This window comes from Dongia deserti, assembly GCF_003574735.1.
Classification (GTDB): Bacteria; Pseudomonadota; Alphaproteobacteria; order Dongiales; family Dongiaceae; genus Dongia_A; species Dongia_A deserti.
Map to the genome: position 1 here is coordinate 220,752 of NZ_QORW01000001.1, position 22,050 is coordinate 242,801.

General features: G+C 64.5%; 20 protein-coding genes. 6 read left to right on the forward strand and 14 right to left on the reverse strand.

Annotation, left to right across the window (positions count from 1 at the left end):
- The first annotated feature begins 44 nt into the window (after positions 1-44).
- Positions 45-551: a TRAP transporter small permease gene (locus tag DTX69_RS01095; RefSeq protein ID WP_162916492.1), complete on the forward strand. Its 507-nt coding sequence runs from the start codon at positions 45-47 to the stop codon at positions 549-551.
- A complete protein-coding gene (locus tag DTX69_RS01100) occupies positions 548-1,843 on the forward strand; it encodes a TRAP transporter large permease (RefSeq protein ID WP_119299643.1) in 1,296 nt (431 codons plus the stop codon). The genes DTX69_RS01095 and DTX69_RS01100 overlap by 4 nt, the downstream gene beginning before the upstream one ends.
- 938 nt (positions 1,844-2,781) lie before the next feature.
- On the opposite strand, the gene DTX69_RS01110 is transcribed toward DTX69_RS01100, so the two are convergent.
- The gene (locus DTX69_RS01110; protein ID WP_119299645.1) at positions 2,782-4,128 is read right to left on the reverse strand and encodes a type I glutamate--ammonia ligase; all 1,347 of its coding nucleotides are present in this window, start codon (positions 4,126-4,128) and stop codon (positions 2,782-2,784) included.
- 53 nt (positions 4,129-4,181) lie between these two features.
- The gene (locus DTX69_RS01115) at positions 4,182-5,090 is read right to left on the reverse strand and encodes an SDR family oxidoreductase (protein WP_119299646.1); all 909 of its coding nucleotides are present in this window, start codon (positions 5,088-5,090) and stop codon (positions 4,182-4,184) included.
- Between the two features lie 109 nt (positions 5,091-5,199).
- On the opposite strand from DTX69_RS01115, the gene DTX69_RS01120 reads away from it, so the two are divergent.
- Both DTX69_RS01120 and DTX69_RS01125 read left to right on the forward strand, forming a co-directional pair.
- Positions 5,200-5,838, forward strand: coding sequence for a TetR/AcrR family transcriptional regulator (locus tag DTX69_RS01120; protein ID WP_119299647.1), 639 nt, complete (start codon positions 5,200-5,202; stop codon positions 5,836-5,838).
- Between the two features lie 65 nt (positions 5,839-5,903).
- Positions 5,904-6,245, forward strand: coding sequence for a hypothetical protein (locus DTX69_RS01125; protein ID WP_119299648.1), 342 nt, complete (start codon positions 5,904-5,906; stop codon positions 6,243-6,245).
- Here the strand turns inward: DTX69_RS01125 and DTX69_RS01130 are convergent.
- Complete coding sequence (locus tag DTX69_RS01130; protein ID WP_119299649.1) at positions 6,233-7,240, reverse strand: GlxA family transcriptional regulator; 1,008 nt, start codon at positions 7,238-7,240, stop codon at positions 6,233-6,235. The genes DTX69_RS01125 and DTX69_RS01130 overlap by 13 nt on opposite strands.
- Positions 7,241-7,291: 51 nt before the next feature.
- On the opposite strand from DTX69_RS01130, the gene DTX69_RS01135 reads away from it, so the two are divergent.
- Positions 7,292-7,966, forward strand: a complete 675-nt coding sequence (locus DTX69_RS01135) for a DJ-1/PfpI family protein (protein WP_119299650.1) — start codon at positions 7,292-7,294, stop codon at positions 7,964-7,966.
- Between the two features lie 5 nt (positions 7,967-7,971).
- Here the strand turns inward: DTX69_RS01135 and rbsK are convergent, their stop codons facing one another.
- The 5 genes from rbsK to mgrA form a co-directional block, all read right to left on the reverse strand.
- Positions 7,972-8,916, reverse strand: a complete 945-nt coding sequence (gene rbsK, locus DTX69_RS01140; protein ID WP_119299651.1) for a ribokinase — start codon at positions 8,914-8,916, stop codon at positions 7,972-7,974.
- Between the two features lie 6 nt (positions 8,917-8,922).
- Positions 8,923-9,372 (reverse strand): RbsD/FucU family protein, encoded by a 450-nt coding sequence (locus DTX69_RS01145; protein ID WP_119299652.1) that lies wholly within the window; start codon positions 9,370-9,372, stop codon positions 8,923-8,925.
- A gap of 36 nt (positions 9,373-9,408) precedes the next feature.
- Entirely contained in the window at positions 9,409-11,793 is a 2,385-nt protein-coding gene (locus DTX69_RS01150) for an aldehyde dehydrogenase family protein (RefSeq protein ID WP_119300013.1), read from the reverse strand.
- A gap of 5 nt (positions 11,794-11,798) precedes the next feature.
- A complete protein-coding gene (deoC, locus tag DTX69_RS01155) occupies positions 11,799-12,800 on the reverse strand; it encodes a deoxyribose-phosphate aldolase (RefSeq protein WP_119300014.1) in 1,002 nt (333 codons plus the stop codon).
- A gap of 145 nt (positions 12,801-12,945) precedes the next feature.
- Positions 12,946-13,989 carry an L-glyceraldehyde 3-phosphate reductase gene (gene mgrA, locus DTX69_RS01160; RefSeq protein WP_119299653.1) on the reverse strand — a complete coding sequence of 348 codons (1,044 nt, stop codon included), beginning with the start codon at positions 13,987-13,989 and terminating at the stop codon, positions 12,946-12,948.
- A 167-nt stretch (positions 13,990-14,156) separates the two neighbouring features.
- On the opposite strand from mgrA, the gene denD reads away from it, so the two are divergent.
- Entirely contained in the window at positions 14,157-15,137 is a 981-nt protein-coding gene (gene denD / locus DTX69_RS01165) for a D-erythronate dehydrogenase (RefSeq protein WP_119299654.1), read from the forward strand.
- Positions 15,138-15,198: 61 nt separating this feature from the next.
- On the opposite strand, the gene otnC is transcribed toward denD, so the two are convergent.
- The 6 genes from otnC to DTX69_RS01195 are packed head-to-tail and all read right to left on the reverse strand — an operon-like array spanning position 15,199 to position 21,964.
- Entirely contained in the window at positions 15,199-15,828 is a 630-nt protein-coding gene (gene otnC, locus DTX69_RS01170) for a 3-oxo-tetronate 4-phosphate decarboxylase (protein WP_119299655.1), read from the reverse strand.
- The gene (gene otnK / locus DTX69_RS01175) at positions 15,825-17,108 is read right to left on the reverse strand and encodes a 3-oxo-tetronate kinase (RefSeq protein ID WP_119299656.1); all 1,284 of its coding nucleotides are present in this window, start codon (positions 17,106-17,108) and stop codon (positions 15,825-15,827) included. Before otnK ends, otnC begins: the two co-directional genes overlap by 4 nt.
- On the reverse strand, positions 17,108-19,078 hold the full coding sequence (locus tag DTX69_RS01180) for a hypothetical protein (RefSeq protein ID WP_162916494.1): 1,971 nt from the start codon (positions 19,076-19,078) through the stop codon (positions 17,108-17,110). Before DTX69_RS01180 ends, otnK begins: the two co-directional genes overlap by 1 nt.
- 16 nt (positions 19,079-19,094) lie before the next feature.
- Positions 19,095-20,186, reverse strand: coding sequence for an ABC transporter ATP-binding protein (locus tag DTX69_RS01185; RefSeq protein WP_119299658.1), 1,092 nt, complete (start codon positions 20,184-20,186; stop codon positions 19,095-19,097).
- 15 nt (positions 20,187-20,201) lie between these two features.
- The gene (locus tag DTX69_RS01190; RefSeq protein ID WP_119299659.1) at positions 20,202-21,044 is read right to left on the reverse strand and encodes a carbohydrate ABC transporter permease; all 843 of its coding nucleotides are present in this window, start codon (positions 21,042-21,044) and stop codon (positions 20,202-20,204) included.
- The gene (locus DTX69_RS01195; RefSeq protein ID WP_162916496.1) at positions 21,041-21,964 is read right to left on the reverse strand and encodes a carbohydrate ABC transporter permease; all 924 of its coding nucleotides are present in this window, start codon (positions 21,962-21,964) and stop codon (positions 21,041-21,043) included. Before DTX69_RS01195 ends, DTX69_RS01190 begins: the two co-directional genes overlap by 4 nt.
- Positions 21,965-22,050 lie beyond the last annotated feature (86 nt).

A 22,050-nucleotide genomic window follows, 5' to 3' on the forward strand; every position in this document is an offset into this window, starting at 1 on the left:
CGCGCATCCCGGCACCGCCCGGGATGCGCTTTCTCTTTGAGCCCATGCGATCATCCATCCATCGATTGAAGGATGTGGCGGCCTGGCTGGCGGCTCTGGGTTTCGCCATCATGTTCGTGGCTTTCATCGTCCAGATCTTCAGCCGGTATGTGCTGAACGACCCCACGGCGTGGACGCAGGAAGTGACACTCATCTGCTATGTCTGGGTCGTGTTCTGGACCGCGGCCTTCCTGCTGGAGGAGCGTGACCAGATCACCTTCGACATGGTGGCGATCGCCTTGCCGCCCTCAATCCGCCGTTGGCTGGCGCTCGCCTGCGCAGTCCTGGTGGCGGTCGCCTTCGCGATAATCCTGCCGGAGACGCTCGACTGGATCCGATTCATGCGGTTCGAGAAATCGCCGGTGCTGGGCCTGCGCTATGACTGGCTGTACTCGATCTTCATCCTGTTTTCCGGCGTCGTGATCGTGCGTGCGATCCTGCGCGCACGACGCCTCATCTCGAGCGGCTGGAAGCGCGAATTCTACGCGCAACCTGAAGAGCCGCACGAATGAGCCTGGCTTTCGTCCTGGTCCTGGCGGCCTTTCTGGGGCTTGCCGCCGTCGGCATGCCGATCGCCTATGCCATGTTTGTCGCGGCGATCGGCTATCTGCTCTTCACGCAGAGCGACCTCGCGCTGTTCGCCGAGCAGATCCTCAACAACTTCATCGACAGCTTCGTGCTTCTGTCGGTGCCGCTGTTCATTCTGGCGGCCAACCTGATGAATGCTGGCGGCGTCAGCGAGCGGCTGCTGCGCTTTTGCCAGGCGCTGGTCGGGCGGTTCCGAGGAGGTCTGGCGCATGTCAATGTAATCGCCAGCATCATCTTCGCCGGCATGTCCGGTTCCGCCATTGCCGATGCTGCAGGCGTCGGCAAGCTTCTGACCGAGATGATGGTGAAGTCCGGGCGCTACACGCCGGGCTTTGCCTCAGCGATCTCCGCCGCGTCTGCAACCATCGGGCCGATCATTCCGCCCTCGATCCCGATGGTGCTGTATGCACTCGTCTCCGATACCTCGGTCGGCTACCTGTTCCTCGGCGGAGTCGTTCCCGGCTTGTTGATGGGTCTCGCTCTGATGGCGGCCATTGCCTTGATCGCGCAGCGCCGCAACTTCGCCCGCGATCCGGGTGTGCCGCTGTCCCAATTGCCGCGCGCCACCGTGCAAGCATTTCCGCCTTTGATGCTGCCGGTCATCCTGCTGGGCGGGATCTATGGCGGCGCAGCGACGCCGACCGAGGCAGCCTCCCTCGCGGCGCTTTATGCCCTCGCCTTGGCCGTCTTGTTCTATCGCTCGATCTCACTGCGCGAGATCGTGAAGATATTCGTGGAATCGACCCGGGCCACCTCGGTCGTCGCCCTGTTGATCGCCGGTGCCTTCGTTCTCAACTACATCGTGGCGACCGAGCGCGTGCCCCAAATGGTGGCGGACTGGCTCGACGGATCGCAGATGTCGCCGGTGGTTTTCCTGCTGCTGATCAATTTGCTGTTCCTGGCGCTAGGCTGCCTGTTCGATGCGACCACCATGCTGCTGGTCCTGGTGCCCTTGTTCATTCCGACCTGCCGCGCTCTCGGCATCGATCTGGTGCATTTCGGCGTGGTGATCGTGATCAACATCATGATCGGCCTGATTACGCCGCCTTATGGGGTCCTGCTGTTCGTCATGAGCGGGCTGATGAACGTTCCGCTCGGCGCCATCATCCGCGAGATCTGGCTGTTCCTCGGCATCCTGGTTGCCGCGCTGCTGCTGATGGTGTTCGTACCGGAGACCGTGCTCTGGCTGCCCCGGCAATTCGGCTACGAAGGATAGGCATGCCGCCCATCGCGCTTCACTATGCGCCGCCTCGAGGGCGCGAGGCGAGCCTCGCTTCCGCGTGAGCAAGAAGCGAATGCACTTTTCCATTTTAGATCAAGCAGGCATGGCGATTTTCGGAGAGCCGGGAGGCCCTGCGGAACGGCGAGCGCCGCCCGATTGCAACGCTGATGATGGCGGAAGGTTCTCTTCCAATCGAAGGGAGAGCTCCGGATGGGTCGCGACGCCCCCAAGGCAACTACGGACCAACTGCGCGACGACATTGACCGCGGCCGAACCGGGGATAAGGTTCACTTCCCCGATCCTGCGGCTGCTCCACTCGGCACCGATGACGAGGCCGGAGGCCATGCGCCGCACCCCCGCACCGTCGCCGAGGTGCGCCAACATGAGCGGGCCAGGACGGACCGCATGCGGGACAATGCCTCGAGGGTGCAGGTGCGGACCTGGTTGCTCCTCGCAGCTGTTATCGGCGTCCTGGCCGTCCTCCTCTGGGCGGTCGTAAGCTAGCGTGCTTGGTCTGATCAAGTGCCAGCGTTTCGGCTGGCCGCTATGAAATGACGGGTGACGGAACCACTTCGCATCAGCTCGTGTTGTCTTTTGTTGAGCAATTGCGATCGAGCCTTGTGTGACCGACACCGTCCCTTCCCCAAAAAGGTCTCGGTCACGGGCGGCGAAGCGCCACGGAATGGCCCTCACCCGCTGGCCAACTTCGCCGCCGAACTTTCTTGCAATTTCGCCTGATCACCCAGCCGTCCTGGCCGTTTGAAATCACGGCATTCTCAACTTTTGTTTGCGGATATCGGGAAGATATACCATTGTCACATGAGTGTTCCGTGCAGTGAGGCCCGCACTAAAGGCCTCGCCGCTCTTTTCAGCTCGATCGGCTGGCCGCGCCGCAACTGCAGCAACGTGCGTCAGTGGCTTGCCTGCAGACGTTAACCGGCCTCCAAATAGCGCTGGACCTCGGCAGCGCTGACGGCGCGACGCAGCGCCGCGTCCTCTGCTTCGCAGAGCATCGCAAAGTGGTCGACGAAGGCGACGCCGAACAGGCGCCGCACCTTGTCGCTCGCCCGGAAGCGCTGCGTGGCCTCGCGCAGGTCCGATGGCAAGCGTGGGGCGTCCGCCGGAATTTCGTTCGGGCCGCCCGAACCGATCGGCTCGTCGGCGAGCGCAAGGCCGCGCTCCAATCCCTCCAGCCCGGCGCCCAGCATGAGGGCGAGCGCGAGATAGACGTTCACATCGCTGCCCGGCAGGCGCAGCTCCAGTCGCGTCGCCTCTTCCGTTTCCGCGGCGGTGCGCACCGCCGCGGCGTAGTTGTAGGGCGCCCAGCTCACCGTCTTCGGCGCCCAGCTTCCCGGCGCAAACCGGCGATAGGCATTGACGGTATGGGCGCACATCGGGAACGCCTCCGGCACCATGTCAATGATGCCCGCCAGGAAGGATTGCGCCGCCTCGCTCAGCCCGTACCGCTGGTGCGCATCGGCGAACAGATTCCGGCCGGATTGCCGATTACGCAGCGAGAGGCACACATGGCCGCCGATCCCGGGAAAACCAGCGCCGAGCAGCGGCATGAAGGAGGCGGTCAGGCCACGCTGCCGGCAGAAGGCCTTGGTGAACATGCGGAAGAACGCCGCGTCATCGGCCGCGCGCATGGCCGCCTTGTGCCGCAGGGTCGCCTCGAGGCAGCCTGGACCAAGCTCGACGCCGAGGGCGAACAGGTCGATGTCTGCCGCCCGCAACAGGCTCTCGAGGTCGGCGACAAAGCTTGCATAGGTCGCTGCGGTCTGCCCGGACCAGCAGCGATTGTCGGCGGCAAAGTGGCTGAGATCGGCAAAGCCCTTCGCGCGCAGCGAGTCCGCCGTCTCGTTGAGAAGGATGAACTCGAACTCATAGGCGGCGAGCACGTCGAGGCCGGCCGCCCTCGCGCGCTCCACTTGGCGCGCCAGCACACGGCGCGGCATGATCTCCGCCTGCGGGCCAGTGTAGTCCGCCACCAAGGCGACGGCGCGCGGCTCGAACGGATAGGGGCGGATCGAATCCGGATCGTAGGCGATTGTTTCGCTGCCGTAAGGGCCTGGCGCCAGGATGGATTCGGCCGCGTCCCATTTCGGCAGAACGTTGGCGAACACGGCGTGATCGGCGCCGCTCAGCAGATCCTCGCGCCGTAGCCGCCGCTCGCGGAACATGGTGGCGAAATCGAACAGGCCGACATGCACGATGTCGGCATCGAGACGGTCCAATTCCTTGGCAATCCGTGCGGAAACGTCGCTGTGACTGGTCACTGTGCGCCCCGCCGGTGCTGCTCCCCCGGGGCAATTCTGCCCGAATCGGCTTATTACCGATAGCCGGTCGTGTCGGCCGGCTTGCCCGCGTCCTGCACCTCTACGACATAGCGCCAGGCATCCGGCCGAGAGCCGTCGAGATCCGTGAAGCCGTAGAGCTGCGCCAACTGACCGCTCGACAAGGAATTCCCGTTCCAGCGCGCGCGGTCAGGATCGGCGGCAAGCGCCGCGATGGCACGCCCGACAAAGCGCGGTGTCTCGGAGATGGCGAAGTGCGGGATGCGCTGGGTGGCGTCGCGCCAGTTTTCTTCCGCGACGCCGAACGCCTCCAGCATCATCTCCGAGCGCAGCCAGCCGGGCGTGACAGAGACCGCGGTCCCGCCGTGGGGCGCCAGATCCTTGGCATGCGCCCAGGCCATGCGACTCACCGAAACCTTCGCAAGGTCGTAGAACGGGTTGATCCGGTAATGGTCGGCATTGTACGCGTCCGTGCCATCGGTGACTTCGACCAGCAAGCCGCCGGGCCGCTCGATCAGCAGCGGCAAGGCGAAGTGCGCGGTGATGAGGTGCGTGCGCACGCCGAGATCGAGCAGGCGCAGCCCATTCGCCAGATTGTGCGCCCAGACCGGCTTGTTCCACTCCTTGAGAGTCTCGCCGCCCCACGCGTCATTGACCAGGATATCGAGGCGCCCGTCTTCCGCCCGTATGCGGGCGACCAGCTGCTCGACCTGCTCAGCGATGAGATGATCAACCTGGATCGCAATCCCGTTGCCGCCGGCGGCGGTCACAAGCTCCGCCGTCTCCTCGATGGTCTCGGGCCGCCGATATTCCGATTGTTGCGCACGCGTGGTCCTGCCGGTCACATAGACCGTGGCACCCGCCGCGCCCAGCTCAACGGCGATTCCGCGACCGGCCCCGCGCGTGGCACCCGCGACCAGGGCGACTTTGCCTTGCAACGACATGGCAACCTCCACCTGGGATTGACGGACCGCCCTCGCTCCGGAATATATAAACGACCGTTCGGTTATGCAATATATAAATGATCGTTCGGTTATAAACAGGAGCAAGGGAATGCCCAGGCCCAAGACGCTGCCCGACAAGGATGTGCTCGATACAGCCTACAGGCTCATGCACCGGCACGGTCCGGAGGCGCTCACCTTTTCCACCCTGGCGCAGGCCTGCGGACTCTCCGCTTCCACTCTGGTGCAGCGGTTCAAGAGCAAGGCCAAGCTCGTCCACAGCACGCTTCTCTACGCCTGGGACGGACTGGATGAGAAGACCGCGCGTTTTTCCGCCAAGGTACCCAAGACACCGGAAGGTGCGATCAGGCTGCTCACGATGCTGTCCCAGGACTATGGCGGGATCGAAGCCTATGCCGATGCCCTGCTGATCCTGCGCGAGGACCTGCGCGATCCCAGCCTGCGGGCGCGCGGCGCAAAATGGAAATCAGCGCTCTCGAGGGAGCTGGATAATTGCTTCGCCGGAACCGCTCGCCGGCCCAAGGACGTCGGCCTCCTGATGGCAACGCAATGGCAAGGCTCGCTGCTGTGGTGGAGCTTCGACCCAAACGGACGGGTGGAGGATTACGTCGAAGAGAACTTGAAACGCTTCGTCGCCGCCATCCTCGACACCAAAAGTCAGACCACCGCAAGAGAAGCGGCATTGAGGGCCAGCAGCCGCTCCAAACCATCAAGGAAACGGCGGCGGTAGCGTGACCGCGAGGTTGCGGGAACGGATGAGATTGGAGACAATTCCGGCCGCACTGCGAGGAGACCATGCAACGCTCGACTGGATCGCAGATTACCAACCGTCAGGAAGATCAGCGACAGCGGCCTGGTCCTTTCCGGATCTGGGTGCTGTGCGCCGTTCCGTGGCTGATGCTCGTCTCGGCACTTTCGGTCTATGACCATCATCGGGCAATCGACCGCATGGCTGGCGCCAATGCCCCGGAAGGCAGCCCCGCCTTCGCAGTCCAATGGGTCGCGGCGGCATTGGACTATGCCGGCAGCGCTATTGCGTTCTACGGCCTTCTTCCCCTCGGTATCGCGTTCTTTCTGTTCGTCGTATTCCTGCCCTGGGCGATTCCGTGGGCGCAGAGCGGAGACTATGAAAGCTGAGCGGCGGCGGCGCTGGACGAAAAGCGCTCTCGATAGGCCTGCGGCGAGGCGCCGAAGAGGCGCAGAAAGCTCCGGCGCATCGTCTCTTCCGAGCCAAATCCGCAGCGCGCCGCAGTGCGCTTGACGGGCAGGCCGAGCTCGAGCGCACGGCGTGCGGCTTCGACCCGGATCTGCTCCACGGCGCGCGCCGGTGTCGTGCCGGTGGCTTGGCGATAGTGACGGACGAAGCTGCGCTCGCTCATGCCGCTGGCCTTCGCCAGACCGGCGATGGAGAGATCGCCGGTAAGATTGTCCGCGATCCAGGTATGCAGGCCTTCGAAACGCGCATTGCCGTGCTGCAGGGCGAGCGTGGCGCTGAACTGTGCCTGGCCGCCCGGCCGCTTCAGGAACACGACGAGCTGGCGCGCCACGGCGAGCGCTAGATCGCGGCCGAGATCCGCTTCCACCATCGCCAGCGCAAGATCGATGCCGGCGGTGATGCCGGCCGAGGTCCACACATGGCCGTCCTGGACGAAGATCGGATCCGGCTCCAATCGCACCTTGGGGAAACGCTGTGCGAACTCCCGGCAACGGCTCCAATGAGTCGCCGCGCGCCGCCCATCCAGCATACCAATCGTCGCCAGCAGGAACGCACCACTGCACACAGAGGCGACGCGGCGCGCATGCTTGGCACGCGCCTTGATCCAGGTGATGAGCTTCCGATTCGCGCACGCTGTAGAGACGCCCCACCCGCCCGCGACGATCAGCGTATCCACGGCCGAATGCGGCTTCGGCAGCGTCTGCGCGGCGAGGCCAAGTCCGGCTGACGACATCGCCAGCGAGCCTTCCGCAACAACGACCGGCTCATAGGGCGTTGGGCGCGCCGCCGCGCGGCTCAGATCGTTGGCGGTGGCGAACACCTGCAGCGGGCCTGCAACATCAAGCAGCTGCACATCCTGGAAGGCAAGGATCTCGATGCGGCGCGGCCTTGGCGTGAAACGTGGGGTCTTTGGCATTTCCGCCAAATCCTGACCCACTAAGATCGCGCCGTCAACCAGGAGGGAGTCATGGCTCTTCAGATCGGCATTCTTGTGTTTCCCGGCGTGCAGCAGCTCGACCTGACCGGCCCCTATGAGGTGTTTGCCACGCTGCCGGATGCGAAGGTTCATCTGCTCTGGAAGGATCGCGCGCCACTCGCCTCCGCGACTGGTCTCGTACTCTCACCAACCATGACGTTCGGCGAATGCCCAGCGCTCGATGTGCTGTGCGTGCCGGGCGGCGGCGGTGTCAATGCGCTGCTGGAGGACGCAATGGTGCTGGACTTTCTGCGCAGCCAGGCGAAACAAGCGCGCTATGTCACGTCCGTCTGCACCGGTTCCCTAGTGCTCGGCGCCGCGGGATTGCTCAAAGGCCGCCGGGCCACGACGCATTGGTTCTCGCACGATTTCCTGGAGCGGTTCGGTGCCATTCCCGTCCATGGGCGCGTGGTGCGCGACGGCAACCTCATCACTGCCGGTGGCGTCACGGCGGGTATCGACTTCGGCCTTGCGGTTGTCGCCGAGCTGGTCGGGAAAGCACAGGCAGAAGCGATCCAGCTTGGATTGGAATACGCGCCGGAACCGCCCTTCAACGCAGGCACGCCCGAACAGGCGCCGCCTGCGGTGCTTGCGGCGGTGAAAGATCGCCTCGGCGCAACGCGGAAGGCACGCGAGGCGATCATCGCAGGGCTGACAGCGGCGTAGGTCGATCAACCGCGCCTGGCAAGCAGCGCTTCCACTTCCGCGAGGTGCGGCATGGAAGGCGCGGTGCCGGGCCGCGTAACGGAGATGCCGGCGACGGCGCAGCCGAAACGCGCGGCTTCGATAGGATCGATACCGCGTGCGAGCGCGGCGGCAAACCCGCCCACGAAGGCGTCGCCGGCGCCGGTGGTTTCCACCACGGGGCCTGCCCTTACGGCCGGGATCTCGACCGATCGTTCGCGATTGTGGAACAAGGCGCCGCGCTCGCCCAAGGTGATAAGCGCGGTCTTGGCGCCCTTCGCCAGCAATGCGTCACCGACGCGCTGCGCGTCGGCCAGAGTCGCAACAGGCGTACCGGTCAGCGTCGCAGCCTCGGTCTCGTTCGGCACGATGTAGTCGCAGAGCGGATAGATCGAATCCGGGATCGGCTCCGCCGGCGCGGGATTGAAGACCGTGGTCACGCCGGCTGCACGTGCGATCTCCAGACCGCGCTGCGCTGCGGCGACCGGCTGCTCTAATTGCGTCACGAAAACTTTCGCGCCGCGGATGGCATCCGCTGCGGCTTCGACATCGGCAGTTGAGATCGTGCCTGCCGCACCGGGATAGACGATGATTGCGTTCTCGCCGGTTTCGTGATTGACGAAGATGAAGGCGCCGCCCGTCGGCTCCTTGTCCGACTGCGCGGCGCGCGCAACGACGCCTTCATCCTTCCAGGTCTTGAGCGCGATGTCGCCGAAGGCATCGCGCCCGATCTTGGAGATGAAGGTCACCTTGGCGCCGAGGCGTGCGGCGGCGACTGACTGGTTCGAGCCCTTGCCGCCCGGGCCCATCGCGAAGCCGGAGCCCGCGATCGTCTCGCCAATTTTCGGCAGCCGCCCCGCGCGGAACGCGAGGTCGGCGACGAAGATGCCGAGAATGGCCACCCCCTCTTGCGCGGCCGCCGCTTGAACCATGGGCGCCTACTCCTTCGGTGGGATCACGCCCTTGGTGAAGATGAAGCAGCCGTAGAAGCGGGTCTCGGCGGTGGTGATGACGCAATAGGCCTTCTTGGCATGCTCGTAGAATGCCATGCGCTCGATCGAGCCCATGGGCCAGGGCTTGCCTTCCGCGTGGTCGATCTCCACCTGTACTTCCTTCTGCACCGGCTGGATGTCCTTGGGATCGCCAACCACTTCCATGCGGTAAGTGGCATGCTCGACGAAGCTGTCGAGCGGCATCACCGACAGAATGGCCCGGGCCGCGCGTGGACAGCTGGCGTCGATGCGCAGGAGCTTGCCGAGGCGGGTTTGGCGGGCGATGGAGTCGGACGGGAAGTTGGTGTCGCTCAGCACCAGCGTGTCGCCGTGGCCCATGGCGCGCAGCGCATAGAGCACGTCCGCGTTGAGCAGCGGGTCGAGATTCTTCAGCACGTCAGCCTCCCCTGATTTCTGGACTGCCTATCTTGGCTATTCGCCGTACGGAATCCAGATATTCTTCACCTGCACCGCGTGGCGCAACAGGATCGGCCCTTCCGCGGCCGCAGGGTCGTTCCAGTCCGTCTCCAGCCCATGATCGACCAGCGTCCGCTTGAGATTGCCGATGGAGTGTTTCTCCGCCGTGGCGGAGGCTGTTTTCGACCCGAACACCCAGAGCGCATCGACGTCGTCGTGGTCTGCCAGGACCTTAGTCAACTCCTCCCGCGAGCCCGTGACGATGTTCACCACGCCGGCCGGAACGTCCGAGGTCTCCAGCACCTGGTAGAAGTCGGTGGCGCAGAGCGGATGACGCTCGCTCGGCACCACGACGACGCGGTTGCCGACCGCAATCAGCGGCGCCACCAGGCTGATGAAGGAGAGCAGCGGCGCTTCGTCCGGGCACACGACGCCGGCCACGCCGATTGGCTCGTTCATCGCCAACGCGACGCCGCGCAGCGGCGGCGCATGAACTGTGCCTTCGAACTTGTCGGCCCAGGCGCCATAGCTGAACAGGCGGTTGATCGTCGCCTCGACTTCGGCTCTGGCGCGCGCCGGCGACGCGCCGGTCATGGCGGTGATGCGGCCCGCAAATTCTGCGGAGCGCGCGGAAAGGTTCTCCGCGATGTAATAGAGGATTTGCGCGCGGTTGTGGCTGGTGGCGCGCGACCAAGCTTCCGCCGACCGTGCCGCAGCAACGGCGTTGCGGACGTCCTTGCGGTTGCCTTCGCCCACTTCACCGACCAGCTTGCCTGCAGGTGAGACGATGACGCGCGAATAGTTGCCGTCCGGCCGCGCCTGCTTGCCGCCGATGAACAGCTTGGCGGTGCGGTCGAGCGCCGGCGTTTCGAATCCACCCGACGCGGTCTGGAGCTGAGGCTGCTCGGTGACCTGCCGCGGCTTGCGATTGGCCCAGGCTTTCGGCTTCAGATATTCGTAGGCGCCTTCCTTGCCGCCCTCGCGGCCGAACCCGGATTCGCGATAGCCGCCGAAGCCGACCGCCGCGTCGAACAGGTTGGTGGCGTTGACCCAGACCACGCCGGCCTGCAGCTTGGGCGCGATGTCGAGGGCGAGGCCGATGGTCTCGCTCCAGATGCTGGCGGCCAGGCCATAGCGCGTGTTGTTGGCGAGCACGACCGCTTCGTCCGGGGTGCGGAAGGTCATCGCGACGATCACCGGGCCGAAGATCTCCTCCTGCATCACCGTCGCAGTCGGCTGCACGTCGCTGATCAACGTCGGCGGAAAGAAGCAGCCGCCCTTGGGCGGGCTGAGATCAGGCTGGAAGATCGAGGCGCCTTCGGAGATTCCGGTCTCGACCAGCGACTGGATGCGCTTCAGCTGAACGGGCGCAACGATCGCGCCCATATCGATGGCCTTGTCCAGCGGATGGCCGACCCGGAGCTTGGTCATGCGCTGCTTCAGCCGCGCCAGGAAGTCCTCCGCGATGCCCTCCTGCAGCAGCAGGCGCGATCCGGCGCAGCACACCTGGCCCTGGTTGAGCCAGATGCCGTCGACCACGCCTTCGACCGCGCCGTCGAGATCCGCGTCGTCGAACACGATGAACGGCGACTTGCCGCCAAGCTCGAGCGTCAGCGCCTTGCCTGTGCCGGCAGTCTTCTCGCGGATCAGGCGGCCGACTTCCGTCGATCCGGTGAAAGCGATCTTGTCGACATCGGGATGATCAACCAGCGCCGCGCCCGTCGAGCCGTCGCCGGTCACGACGTTGAGCACGCCGGCCGGCAGTCCAACCTGCGTCGCAATCTCCGCGAACAGCAGCGCCGTCAGCGAGGTGAACTCCGCCGGCTTCAGCACCACCGTGTTGCCAAGCGCCAGGGCCGGCGCCAGCTTCCACGCCAGCATCAGCAAAGGGAAGTTCCAGGGGATGACCTGCCCCACCACCCCGACGGGCACATGATCGGCGAACGCGTGTTCCTGCAGCTGTGCCCAGCCGGCATGGTGATAGAAATGCCGCGCCACCAGCGGGATATCGAGGTCGCGGGATTCCCTTACCGGCTTGCCGCCATCCATCGATTCGAGAACCGCGAACAAACGGCCGTGGCGCTGAACCGCGCGCGCCAGGGCATAGAGATGACGCGCCCGGGCCGCACCGCCGATCTTGGCCCACGCTCCCTGCGCCTTGCGCGCGGCGGCGACGGCCATATCCACATCCGCTGCTGCGCCGGCCGCGATCTTCGCCAGCGTGGCGCCCGTCGCCGGTTCCATCGTGTCGATGTAGGTGCCGGAGGCTGGCGGAACGAACTTGCCGCCGATGAAATGGCCGAAGGTGGCGTCGTGGCACGTCAGCCAGGCCCGCGCCTCGGTGTCGGCTTCCGGCGCGGGGCCATAGGACATCTCGTCGAAATAGCGTGCAACGCTCATGGCGATCACCCCACCGGATGGCGATTGAAGGCCGAGTAACGGCCAGTCACGTGATGCTCGAGCTGGCGCTCGATATCGGCGAGCAGGCTGGAGGCGCCGATGCGGAAATAGTCAGGCTCCAGCCATTCGCGCCCCAGCTCTTCCTTCATCACGAACTGGTAGTTCAGCACGTCCTTGGCGCTGGAAATGCCGCCGGCCGGCTTGTAGCCGACCATGAAGCCGGTCCGCTCATAATAGGCGCGGATCATGCGCACCATGATGAGCGTGACGAGCAGCGTCGCGTTCACGCTTTCCTTGCCGGTCGAGGTCTTGATGAAGTCGGCGCCGGCCATCATGCAGACCAAAGACGCACGCGCCACGTTGCGCATGGTCTTGAGATCGCCGGTCGCCAGGATCGCCTTGACGTGCGCGTTGCCGCAGGCGGCGCGGAAGTCGCGCATCTCGTCATAAAGCGCCTGCCAATTGCCGGTCAGCACATGCTCACGCGTGATGACGATGTCGATCTCCGTCGCGCCGTCGCGCACCGAGGATTCGATCTCCTTCAGCTTCACGTCGTGCGGAACGAGACCGGCGGGGAAGCCCGTGGAGACGGCCGCCACCGGAATTTCGCTGCCTTGCAGAGCCTCCACCGCCGTCTTGACGAAGCGGTGATAGACGCAGAGCGCGCCGGTCGTGATGCGCCGATCGGCCATCCCGAGCGCTTCCAGGATATCGCGGCGGATTGGCGACTTCGCCTTCGCGCACAGACGGCGCACGCGGCCCGCCGTATCGTCGCCGTTGAGCGTGGTGAGGTCGATGCAGGTGACAGCCTTCAGTAACCAGGCGGCCTGCGCATCCTTCTTGACCGTGCGGCGCCCGGGCAGGGTGGCCACGCGCCGCTCCGCCGCCGACAGATTCACGCGGACGTCGCGCACCCAGCCGAGATCGAGCGGGCAGGCTTCATTGCGCGCCGGCACATTTCGGCCGGTCTCGGGACGCACCATGGGGGCGATTTTCAGTTCCGCCATGCTGGCTCTCCAATGCTGGCGCTGCGACGAAAACGGCGCGGGCGGCCGATCATTGCCGCGATGATACGGCCATCCTTGCCGCTCCATCGCAGTATCTCAGAATGTCATAATTCTAACAACTGTTAAAAAGGTAACATCATGCGGATTATGGCCTCTGGTCGGTGCTCGGCTTCTCCCAGAGATTGATGCCCAGGTCGACCGCATGCTGCTCGATCGCGGCCAATTCGGCTGCGGTGAAATCGAGATTCTTGAGCGCGGCGACATTTTCCTTGAGCTGCTCGACACTACTCGCGCCCAGCAGGGCAGAGGTCACGCGCTGGTCTCGCAGGGCCCAGGCAAGCGCCATCTGCGCTAGGCTCTGGCCGCGCTTCTTGGCGATTTCGTTCAACGCTCTGACGTGTGCCAGGTTCTCCGGCTTCAGATGGTCCTTTTTGAAGGACCCGCCGCCCGGCCGGTTGATGCGCGCCTCCGCCGGAACGCCATCGAGGTATTTCTCCGACAGCAAGCCCTGCGCCAGGACCGAGAAGGCGATGCAGCCGATGCCGGTCTCCTCCAGCGCGTCGAGCAGGCTGCCCTCGATCCAGCGATTGAACATGTTGTAGGACGGCTGGTGGATCAGGCAGCGCACGCCCACGCCCTGCAGCAGCTTCGCCGCCTCGCGCGTCTTGCCGGCTGAGTAAGACGAGATGCCGACATAGAGAGCCTTGCCCTGTTGCACGGCTGTCGCGAGCGCGCCCATCGTCTCCTCGAGCGGCGTGTCGGGATCGAACCGGTGCGAATAGAAAATGTCGACATAGTCAAGGCCGAGCCGCTTCAGGCTCTGGTCCAGGCTCGCCAGCACATATTTGCGGCTGCCGCCGCCTCGGCCGTATGGACCGGGCCACATGTCCCAGCCGGCCTTCGACGAGATGATGAGCTCATCGCGATAGGACTTCAGCTCCTCGCGCAGCAGGCGGCCGAAGTTGATCTCCGCACTGCCCGGCGGCGGGCCATAATTGTTGGCGAGGTCGAAATGTGTGATGCCGAAATCGAAGGCCGTGGTGACCATCTCGCGCTGCGCAGCATAAGGCGTGGAATTGCCGAAATTGTGCCACAGGCCGAGGGAGAGCACCGGCAGTTGCAGGCCGCTCTGCCCGCAGGTGCGATAATGCATCATCTCATAGCGCTGCGAATGGGCGGTGTAAGTCATGGTGAGATTCTCCGGCGAGGGGATGAGTAGAAGTAGCGGTGAAAGGCGGATAAGGGCAACCGCGAACCAATTAGGGACATCGCCAAATTCTTCCTGGAATCGGTTGCGGTTTTCCGCGAGCGCCCTAGTGTTGTCCTTCGCTGTTCGCCGCGAGAATGAGGGAATTCATGAAAGTCATCATCACCGGAGGGGCGGGCTTCATCGGGCTGCAACTGGCGCGCCGCCTGACAGCACTCGGCGCGCTGACAGGCCCCTCCGGGAAGTCGGAGCGCATTGACGAGCTCCTGCTGTTCGACATGGTGGTGCCGGACGGGCGGCCCTCAGGGCTCGATGATCGCGCAAGGTTCGTAGCGGGCGAGATTTCCGACAAGGCGACGGTGAAGCGGCTGTTCGATCGGCCGGATATCTCCGTCTTCCACTTGGCCTCGGTGGTGAGCGGCGGCGGAGAGCAGGACTTCGACCTCGCGATGCGAGTCAACCTGGACGGCAATCTGCATGTGCTGGAATCGGCGCGCGCATTGGGCTCCAAGCCACGTGTGGTGTTCGCGAGCTCGATCGCCGTGTTCGGCGGCAAGACAATGCCCAAACACGTCGGCGATACCACCAAGCAGACGCCGCAGACCACCTACGGCATGACCAAGGCGATCGGCGAGCTGCTGGTCAATGACTACACGCGCAAGGGCTTTATCGACGGCCGTTCGGCACGTCTGCCGACCGTCATCATCCGCCCGGGCAAGCCGAACAAGGCGGCCTCCAGCTTCGCGAGTGGCGTGTTCCGCGAGCCGCTGAACGGCGTCGAATGCGTGCTGCCGGTCGGCACCGAGGCCGTGATGCCGCTCGCCGGATACCGCACCATCGTCGAGTGCTTTGTGAAGCTGCATGAAGTCGCTGGCGAGAAGCTGGGCGAAGACCGCGCGGTCAGCCTGCCGTCTCTTGACGTCACGGTCGGCGACATGATCGCGGCCCTGAAGCGCGTTGCCGCCGACCGCAGGCTCGGCGAGATCCGCGTGGAGAAGGACCCAGTCATCGAACGCATCGTCGCCACCTGGCCGGTCGGCACCACCTATGAACGCGCCCTGTCGCTCGGCTTGCCAAAGGACCCGGACCTGGATGCGATTGTGAAGGCCTACATCGAGGACTTTCTCTGACACGGGCTCACTTTCGTCATGGTCGTGCTTGGCACGACCATGACGAGGTAAGAGTGTCACATCACGAATTCGGAAAGCGCTGGCGCAGGTCCGCGACTTGCTCCGGCGTCAAATAGCGCGTCGGCCGGCCGTGCAGCAGCAAGTAGAGCCGCGCCGTCTCTTCCAGCTCCTCGATCGCATTGACGGCGGCGCTGAGCGATGAGCCGGCAACCACGGGGCCATGATTGGCGAGCAGGACGGCGGAATGTTTGGCGGCCAGTTGGCCGACGGCTTCGCCTAAGGTTGGATCGCCAGGCGCGTAGTAAGGAATGAGCGGCAGCTTGCCAACGCGCATCACGTAATAGGCGGTGATGGGCGGCAGCACATCGTCCGGATCGATGCCGTCCAGGCACGACACCGCAACCGAATGCGTGGAATGGAGATGCACGACGGCACCGGCGCCGGCACGCTCGCGGTACATCGCAAGATGCAGGAAGCTCTCCTTGGTCGGCGCATCGCCCGAAATGTGCTTGCCTGATCCATTCAGCTTGGAGAGCCGCGCCGGGTCGAGGGCACCGAGCGAGACATTGGTCGGCGTCATCAGCCAGCCATCGTCGGTCTTGACGCTGATGTTGCCGGAGCTGCCGAAGGTTAGGCGCCGCTCGAATATGGAGCGGCCGCTAGCAACCAGGGAGTCTCGGGCGTCCGTCATCGCAACCTGTCGATCGCCTTGAGGAAGAAGTCTTCGGCCCCAAAATTCCCGGATTTGAGCGCGAGCGCAAGCTTCGGCTCGCCTAGCGACAGGGTCGCGGGAATGCCGGGATCGATCTGCGGCCCGATCTGCAGCGCGCGGATGCCCACCGCCTGCACGACGGCCCCAGAGCTTTCGCCGCCGGCGACTACCAGGCGCCGCACGCCCGCTTTCACCAGCCCATCCGCCAGCGTCGCCAGCGCATGTTCAACCAGCGATCCCGCACGCTCGCGGCCAAGCTTGGCCTGGATGGTCTTCACCGCTTCGGGCGGCGCACTCGCATAGACCAGGACGGGTGAGGTTTCCAGTTCGGCCGTGGCCCAGGCCAAAGCCTCTGCCACTACGGCGTTACCGCGCTCTGCGAGATCCAATGGATCGAGCTTGAGCGCGGGATGTCGCGCTCGCATCCGCTCGACCTGCGCCAAGGTCGCAGGCGAGCAGGAACCGGACAACACAGCCGCTTTGCCGCCGACGGGCGGCAGCTCCTCTTCGCCCGCTCTGCGCGCGAGCAAACCGGCACGGCGGAAATTCTCCGGCAGTTCCATCGCCGCGCCTGATCCGCCGGTCACCAACGTGAGATCGGCGCAGGCCGCGCCCAGGCGCCGCAGATCCCCATCCTCGATCGCATCCACGACGGCGTAGGCGACATCATTGCGCCGCAAGGTCTCGAAAGCATTGCGGATTGCAGCCGGTCCTCTCCGCACCGTGCCGACGGGAACCAGACCGACGGACGCCCGGGTCTGACGCCCCAGCACACGCACCAGATTGGCATCGGTCATGGGTGTCAGCGGATGATTGCGCATCGGTGAATCGGACAGCAGCACCTCGCCGACAAAGAGATGGCCGAGGTAGATCGTGCGGCCGGTCTCGGGAAAGGCCGGGCAGACAGTGGCGAAGTCCGTCTTCAGCTCCGCGCGCAAGGCGTCGGTAACCGGGCCGATATTGCCCTCGTCCGTCGAATCGAAGGTCGAGCAGTATTTGAAATAGATCTGGCGCGCGCCTGCCTGCCGCAACCACCGGCAGGAGGCGACCGATTGCTCCACCGCTTCAGCCACCGGCGCCGTGCGGGATTTCAGGGCTGCGACGATCGCTTCGGCATCGGCCGGCACATCAAGGCCATCGGGCATGCCGATGATCTGGATCGTGCGCATGCCATTGCGCACCAGCGTGTTGGCGAGGTCCGTAGCGCCTGTGAAATCGTCGGCAATGCAGCCGAGCAGCAGTGCACCGTTCTGCGCCATCAGGCTCCCACAATCCGTGCAACGGCATAGGGTGCCAGCTCGACCGTGCCGACCTTCTTCAATGTCTTGCCGGCTTTGCCAAGATAGCCCGCGTCCTTGGTCGCGGCGACGAAGCTGCCTTCATCGAGCATGTGCAGCAGCGCACCGCCGCTGAAGCCCGAGATCTTCGCTTTCTGAGTCTCGCCAGTCAGATTGGCAAGCCATAGAACCGGACCGGACTTGGCTCGGTAAGCGAGCGCCGCGATCTTGCCGGGCGCGGCGGACTTCGCGTGCACCAACTTGCTGCCGCTGGCACCGGTGAGGCTGGCGATCACGTGGTAGAGCGGATAAACCGCCGGGCCGCCCACGCCGTCGAAATAGGGCTGCGCATAGTTGGTGCGGCGGTAGATCATGCCGGCCGGACCTGTCGCAGCGCCGAGCGTGATCGCCGATAGGCCACCCGGCGCGAGTGCGGCGACATAACCAAGAGTCCACGCGGCCCCGAACAGCCCACGCTGGCGCGGGTCCATGTTCGACAGGCACACGCGGCCATTGTCGGGATTCGGCGCAGTCGATGCGCCGTAGGGGTTGAGGCGTGCCGGGATGCTGCTGGGCCCTACGCAATAATCCTTGCCCTTGACGAAGGCCTTGGCCGATTGCGTGACATAGGGCAACGCCTCCAGCGTCTCCATCACGGAGATATCATCGGCCGCATGCACGATCGGACACGTGGTGTGCGTGACGAAATCGAGCAGCTCCGCCGGCGGACGCTTGCGGTTGAGTTCCGTGAAGAAGGCGAAAGTGCCGCCGCCCAGGCGCACGCCGGGGAACGCCGCGCGCGCCGCTTTGTAGATCTGCTCCAGCGTCGGGCCAGCTGGTCCCTTGCTGCCCGGCAGGACGCCGCGCAAATCCATGGCGGGGGAAATCGCGATTGCGGCCGGCATCAGCTTGGCGCTCTTGATCGCCGCGGAGATCGGCGCGAGCTCCGCCGCCGGCGCCTGCTCACCGGGCAGGATGACTTCCAGGATCACGTCGGCCTTGGTTGCCTGGCCCAGCTTCTCATAGACGCTGAGCGTGCCGGCCAATCCGCCGCGCCGTGCATCGACCTCGCAGACGAGATGCTTGGGTGCCGCCGCCGCAATGTGGGGTGCGTTGACCAAGGCGGCATCGGCTTCGGCCTCGGGAATCGCAACGCCGATCGCCGGCAATGTACCGCCACTGCGGCCAAGCGCAATCTCGACCGGCTTGGCGCGGCCAGCCGCCTTCGGCCGCGGGAGCTTGCCGGAGAAAGTGAGGTTGACCGATTGCTTGATCTCCACGCCTTTCGGCAGCGTGTAGGGCCAGGGTTCCGCCAACGGGCGGACATAGGTCTTGAAGGATGAATCCGTCCAGTTCCGATGATCCTCCATCTCGAACTGATCGCCTTCCATGCGGCAGGTTGCGAAGATGCCCGGCGCCGCCTTGTGCCGCAGCGATCGGATGGCGAAGAAGGGCTGGACCGGATTGATGATGGCGGGGAACTTGTCTTTCACCTTGCGGCCATCGACGTGCTCGACCTCGACCGGATAGCCGGCGACACCGGTCAATGGATGCAGCACGATGAATCCGGTGCGATTGGTGAGGAAGTCTGTCTCCGGCAATGCCGTGGCATTGAACCGCAGCGCGCCGTCGGCTCCGCAGGAAATCTCCGCATGGTAGGTCAGTAAGCGCTTGGCATCCTTGCAGCGCGCGTCGTAGGTCACGCGGAAATCGCTCTTGCCTTGCCTGATCTTGAGATTGCTGATCTCCGGAGTGAAGGTGCCCCAGTTCTCATCCCGCACCAGGAAGGCGATGGCACGCAGCACCTCGGTCTCGCCGAGCTTGATATAACGGAGCGCACCATTATCGAACACAGCGGACAAAGCACCCGCCTGCAAGGTGCGGAGCTTGGGCTCGGGCACCTCCGTGCCGAACAGCTTGATGGCGCGTTTCGGCTTAATGGGTCGCATCACGATCTCTCCCCTATTCTCAAATCACGCGATTGCTCTCTGGATCGATCAAGACGGCTCGGTTCATGTCGAGGTCGAGGTCGATCCGCTCGCCCGGCCGCTGCACGTCGTGCGATTCCAGCTCCGCCACGGTCGGAACGCCGCCCAGCGGGAAGGTGATATAGGCGCGCGAGCCGGTCGGTTGGACCAGCTCGACCGTCACGCCGAGGCGCTGGTGCCCCGGCCGGTCGCTACCATTGGCGCGCGTCACATATTGCGGTCGAAGCCCGAGAACGACGGATTGTCCGTCGGAGAAGCCGTTGCGCTGCCGCGGCGGCAAGGCGAGGCTAATATTGTCCCCGAACTTGATCGCCCAACCGCCCCCCGATTGCGTGAGTTGCGCCGGAATGAAATTCATCTGCGGCGAGCCCAGGAATCCCGCCACGAAACGCGTTGCCGGACGCTCATAGAGATCGAGTGGCGTGCCGGCCTGCTCGATCAGCCCCTCGCGCAGCAGCACGATCCGATCCGCGAGGGTCATCGCCTCGATCTGGTCATGGGTCACATAGATCATGGTGGTGCCCAGCTCCTGGTGCAGGCGCTTGATCTCGCTGCGCATCTCGTCGCGCAACTGGGCATCGAGGTTGCTCAAGGGCTCGTCGAATAGGAACAAGCGCGCATTGCGCACGATGGCACGACCGATGGCGACCCGCTGCCGCTGGCCACCCGACAGCTGGCGCGGCAGGCGGTCCAGCAGCGGCGTGATGCCGAGCATGTCGGCGGCGCGCCGGACCCGGGTCTCGATCTCCGCCTGAGGCGTCTTGCGAGCGCGCAGACCGAACGCGATGTTCTCGAACACGTTCATGTAGGGATAGAGCGCATAGTTCTGGAACACCATGGCGATGTCGCGGTCGCGCGGGCGAACATAGTTCACCACGCGTCCGCCGATCTCCAATGTCCCGCCGTCGGGTGTCTCCAATCCCGCAATGGTGCGCAGCAAGGTGGACTTGCCGCAGCCGGATGGGCCGACCAGGACCGTGAACTCGCCCGAGGCAACTTCGAGGTCGATGCCGCGCACCGCCTGAACGCCACCATAATGCTTGTGGAGATTGGTGATCTTGAGATCGGCCATATGCCCTGCCCCGCTCTACCCTTTGACTGCGCCCATGGAGATGCCGCGCACCAGATAACGCTGCAGCGTCGCGACCGTGAAGAATACCGGAATGGTGCCAAGCACCGACATGGCCGCGATCTTGGCCCAGAAATTCGACTGGCCGCCGAAATAGTGCGTCACCTGCACGGTGTAGGTGATGACCTCCGTTCGGGTCAGAACCAGCGCGAATAGAAAATCGTTCCAGGCGAACACGAATGTGAAGACGGCGGTTGCAAACAGCCCCGAGCGCACCATGGGGAACACCACCTTCCACAGCACTTCCCAGCGCGTGCAGCCGTCGACCAACGCACTTTCCTCCAGCTCCAGCGGAAGATCCTCGATATAACCGCGCATCATCCAGATGACGTACGGCAGGCTGAACGCGGTGTAGAGGATGATGAGGCCGTGATAGGAATCCACCCAGCCGAAGAACACGTAGAGCAGGAAGATCGGAAATGCGATCGCGATCGGCGGCATCATGCGCTGCGAGATGATCCAGACCGCGAGGTTCTCGCCGCCCGTCTTGAACCGCACCAGGCTGTAGGCGCAGATGGTGCCCAGCACCATGGCGATCACCGTGCTGACGCCCGCCAGCACCAGGCTGTTCCATACCGTCACCGCGTCGCCGTCCTTGAACAGCACGCGGTAGTTCGCGAACTGGATGCTCTCCGGATACCAGACCGGCGGGAAGGCGAATATCTCCTCCGGCGTCTTGAACGAAATGATGAACAGCCAATAGACGGGAAACAGGAACACGATCGTCAGCGCGAGCACGGCGAGGTAACGCAGCGCGAGGACGGTGCCAGGCCGGCGCAGGAAGGGCGCTTGCGGGGTCATTTCGCCAACCCCATGCGGCGGATGGCCCAGACCACGATGACGGTGAGCATCGCGATTACCAGGAAGGCGATGGCGGCGGTGTAGCTGGTCTCGAACTGCTGAAAGCCCTGGACGTAGGTATAGATCGAGATCGTCTCCGTCATGGTGCCCGGCCCGCCCTGGGTCAGCGCCCAGATCACGTCGAAGATGCGAACGAGATCGAGGCCGCGGATCAGGATGGCGATCGCCATGACCGGCCAGATCGACGGCAGCACGATCTTGAAGAAGGTACGCCAGTAGCCCGCGCCGTCAATCTCCGCCGCCTCAGTCAGCGACTTGTCCACGTTCGACAGCGCAGCCAGCAGGATCAGGAACATGAACGGCGTCCACTGCCACACTTCGCAGATGAAGATGGAGGGGTAGACGAGATTCGGATTGACGGTCCACAGGATGGTCATAGGCTCGCCCGCGAACCACCCGATGATCTGGTTGATCGGCCCATAGCGATTGTCGAACATCAACCGCCAGGTGGCGCCAGCCACGATCGGCGAGATGACCGTCGGCAGAACCAGCAGCGACACGAAGATCTGCCGGCCCGGCATGCGTTCCAGGAACAATTGCGCCATCAGAAGCCCGAGCACGAGCTCCAGCGGCAGGGCGATGATGGTGATGAGCGCCGTGTGGAGCAGCGCCTGCCACAAGCGCGCATCCTTGAAAAGTTGCGCATAGTTGATGAAACCGGCGAAGGAGGTATCGACCTCCATCATGGTGATGTTCTGGAAACTGACGATCAGCGAATAGATCAGCGGGAACAGGCCCACCAGCAGCAGCAGGAAGATCGCTGGCGCGATCAGCCAGTATTTGAAGAAGCGGTCGGGCGCATGGCCGGCGGGCGCGGCCACGCCGCCCGCCGCCATCGCCGATGTTGCACTCTCGCTCATGCGCGTGACGCATCCCCCTGAGGTCGCCATCACCGCTGCGCCCCGCCCTGCGCGAGGCAGAGCGGGGGAGCGGTGTTGGGTGACTG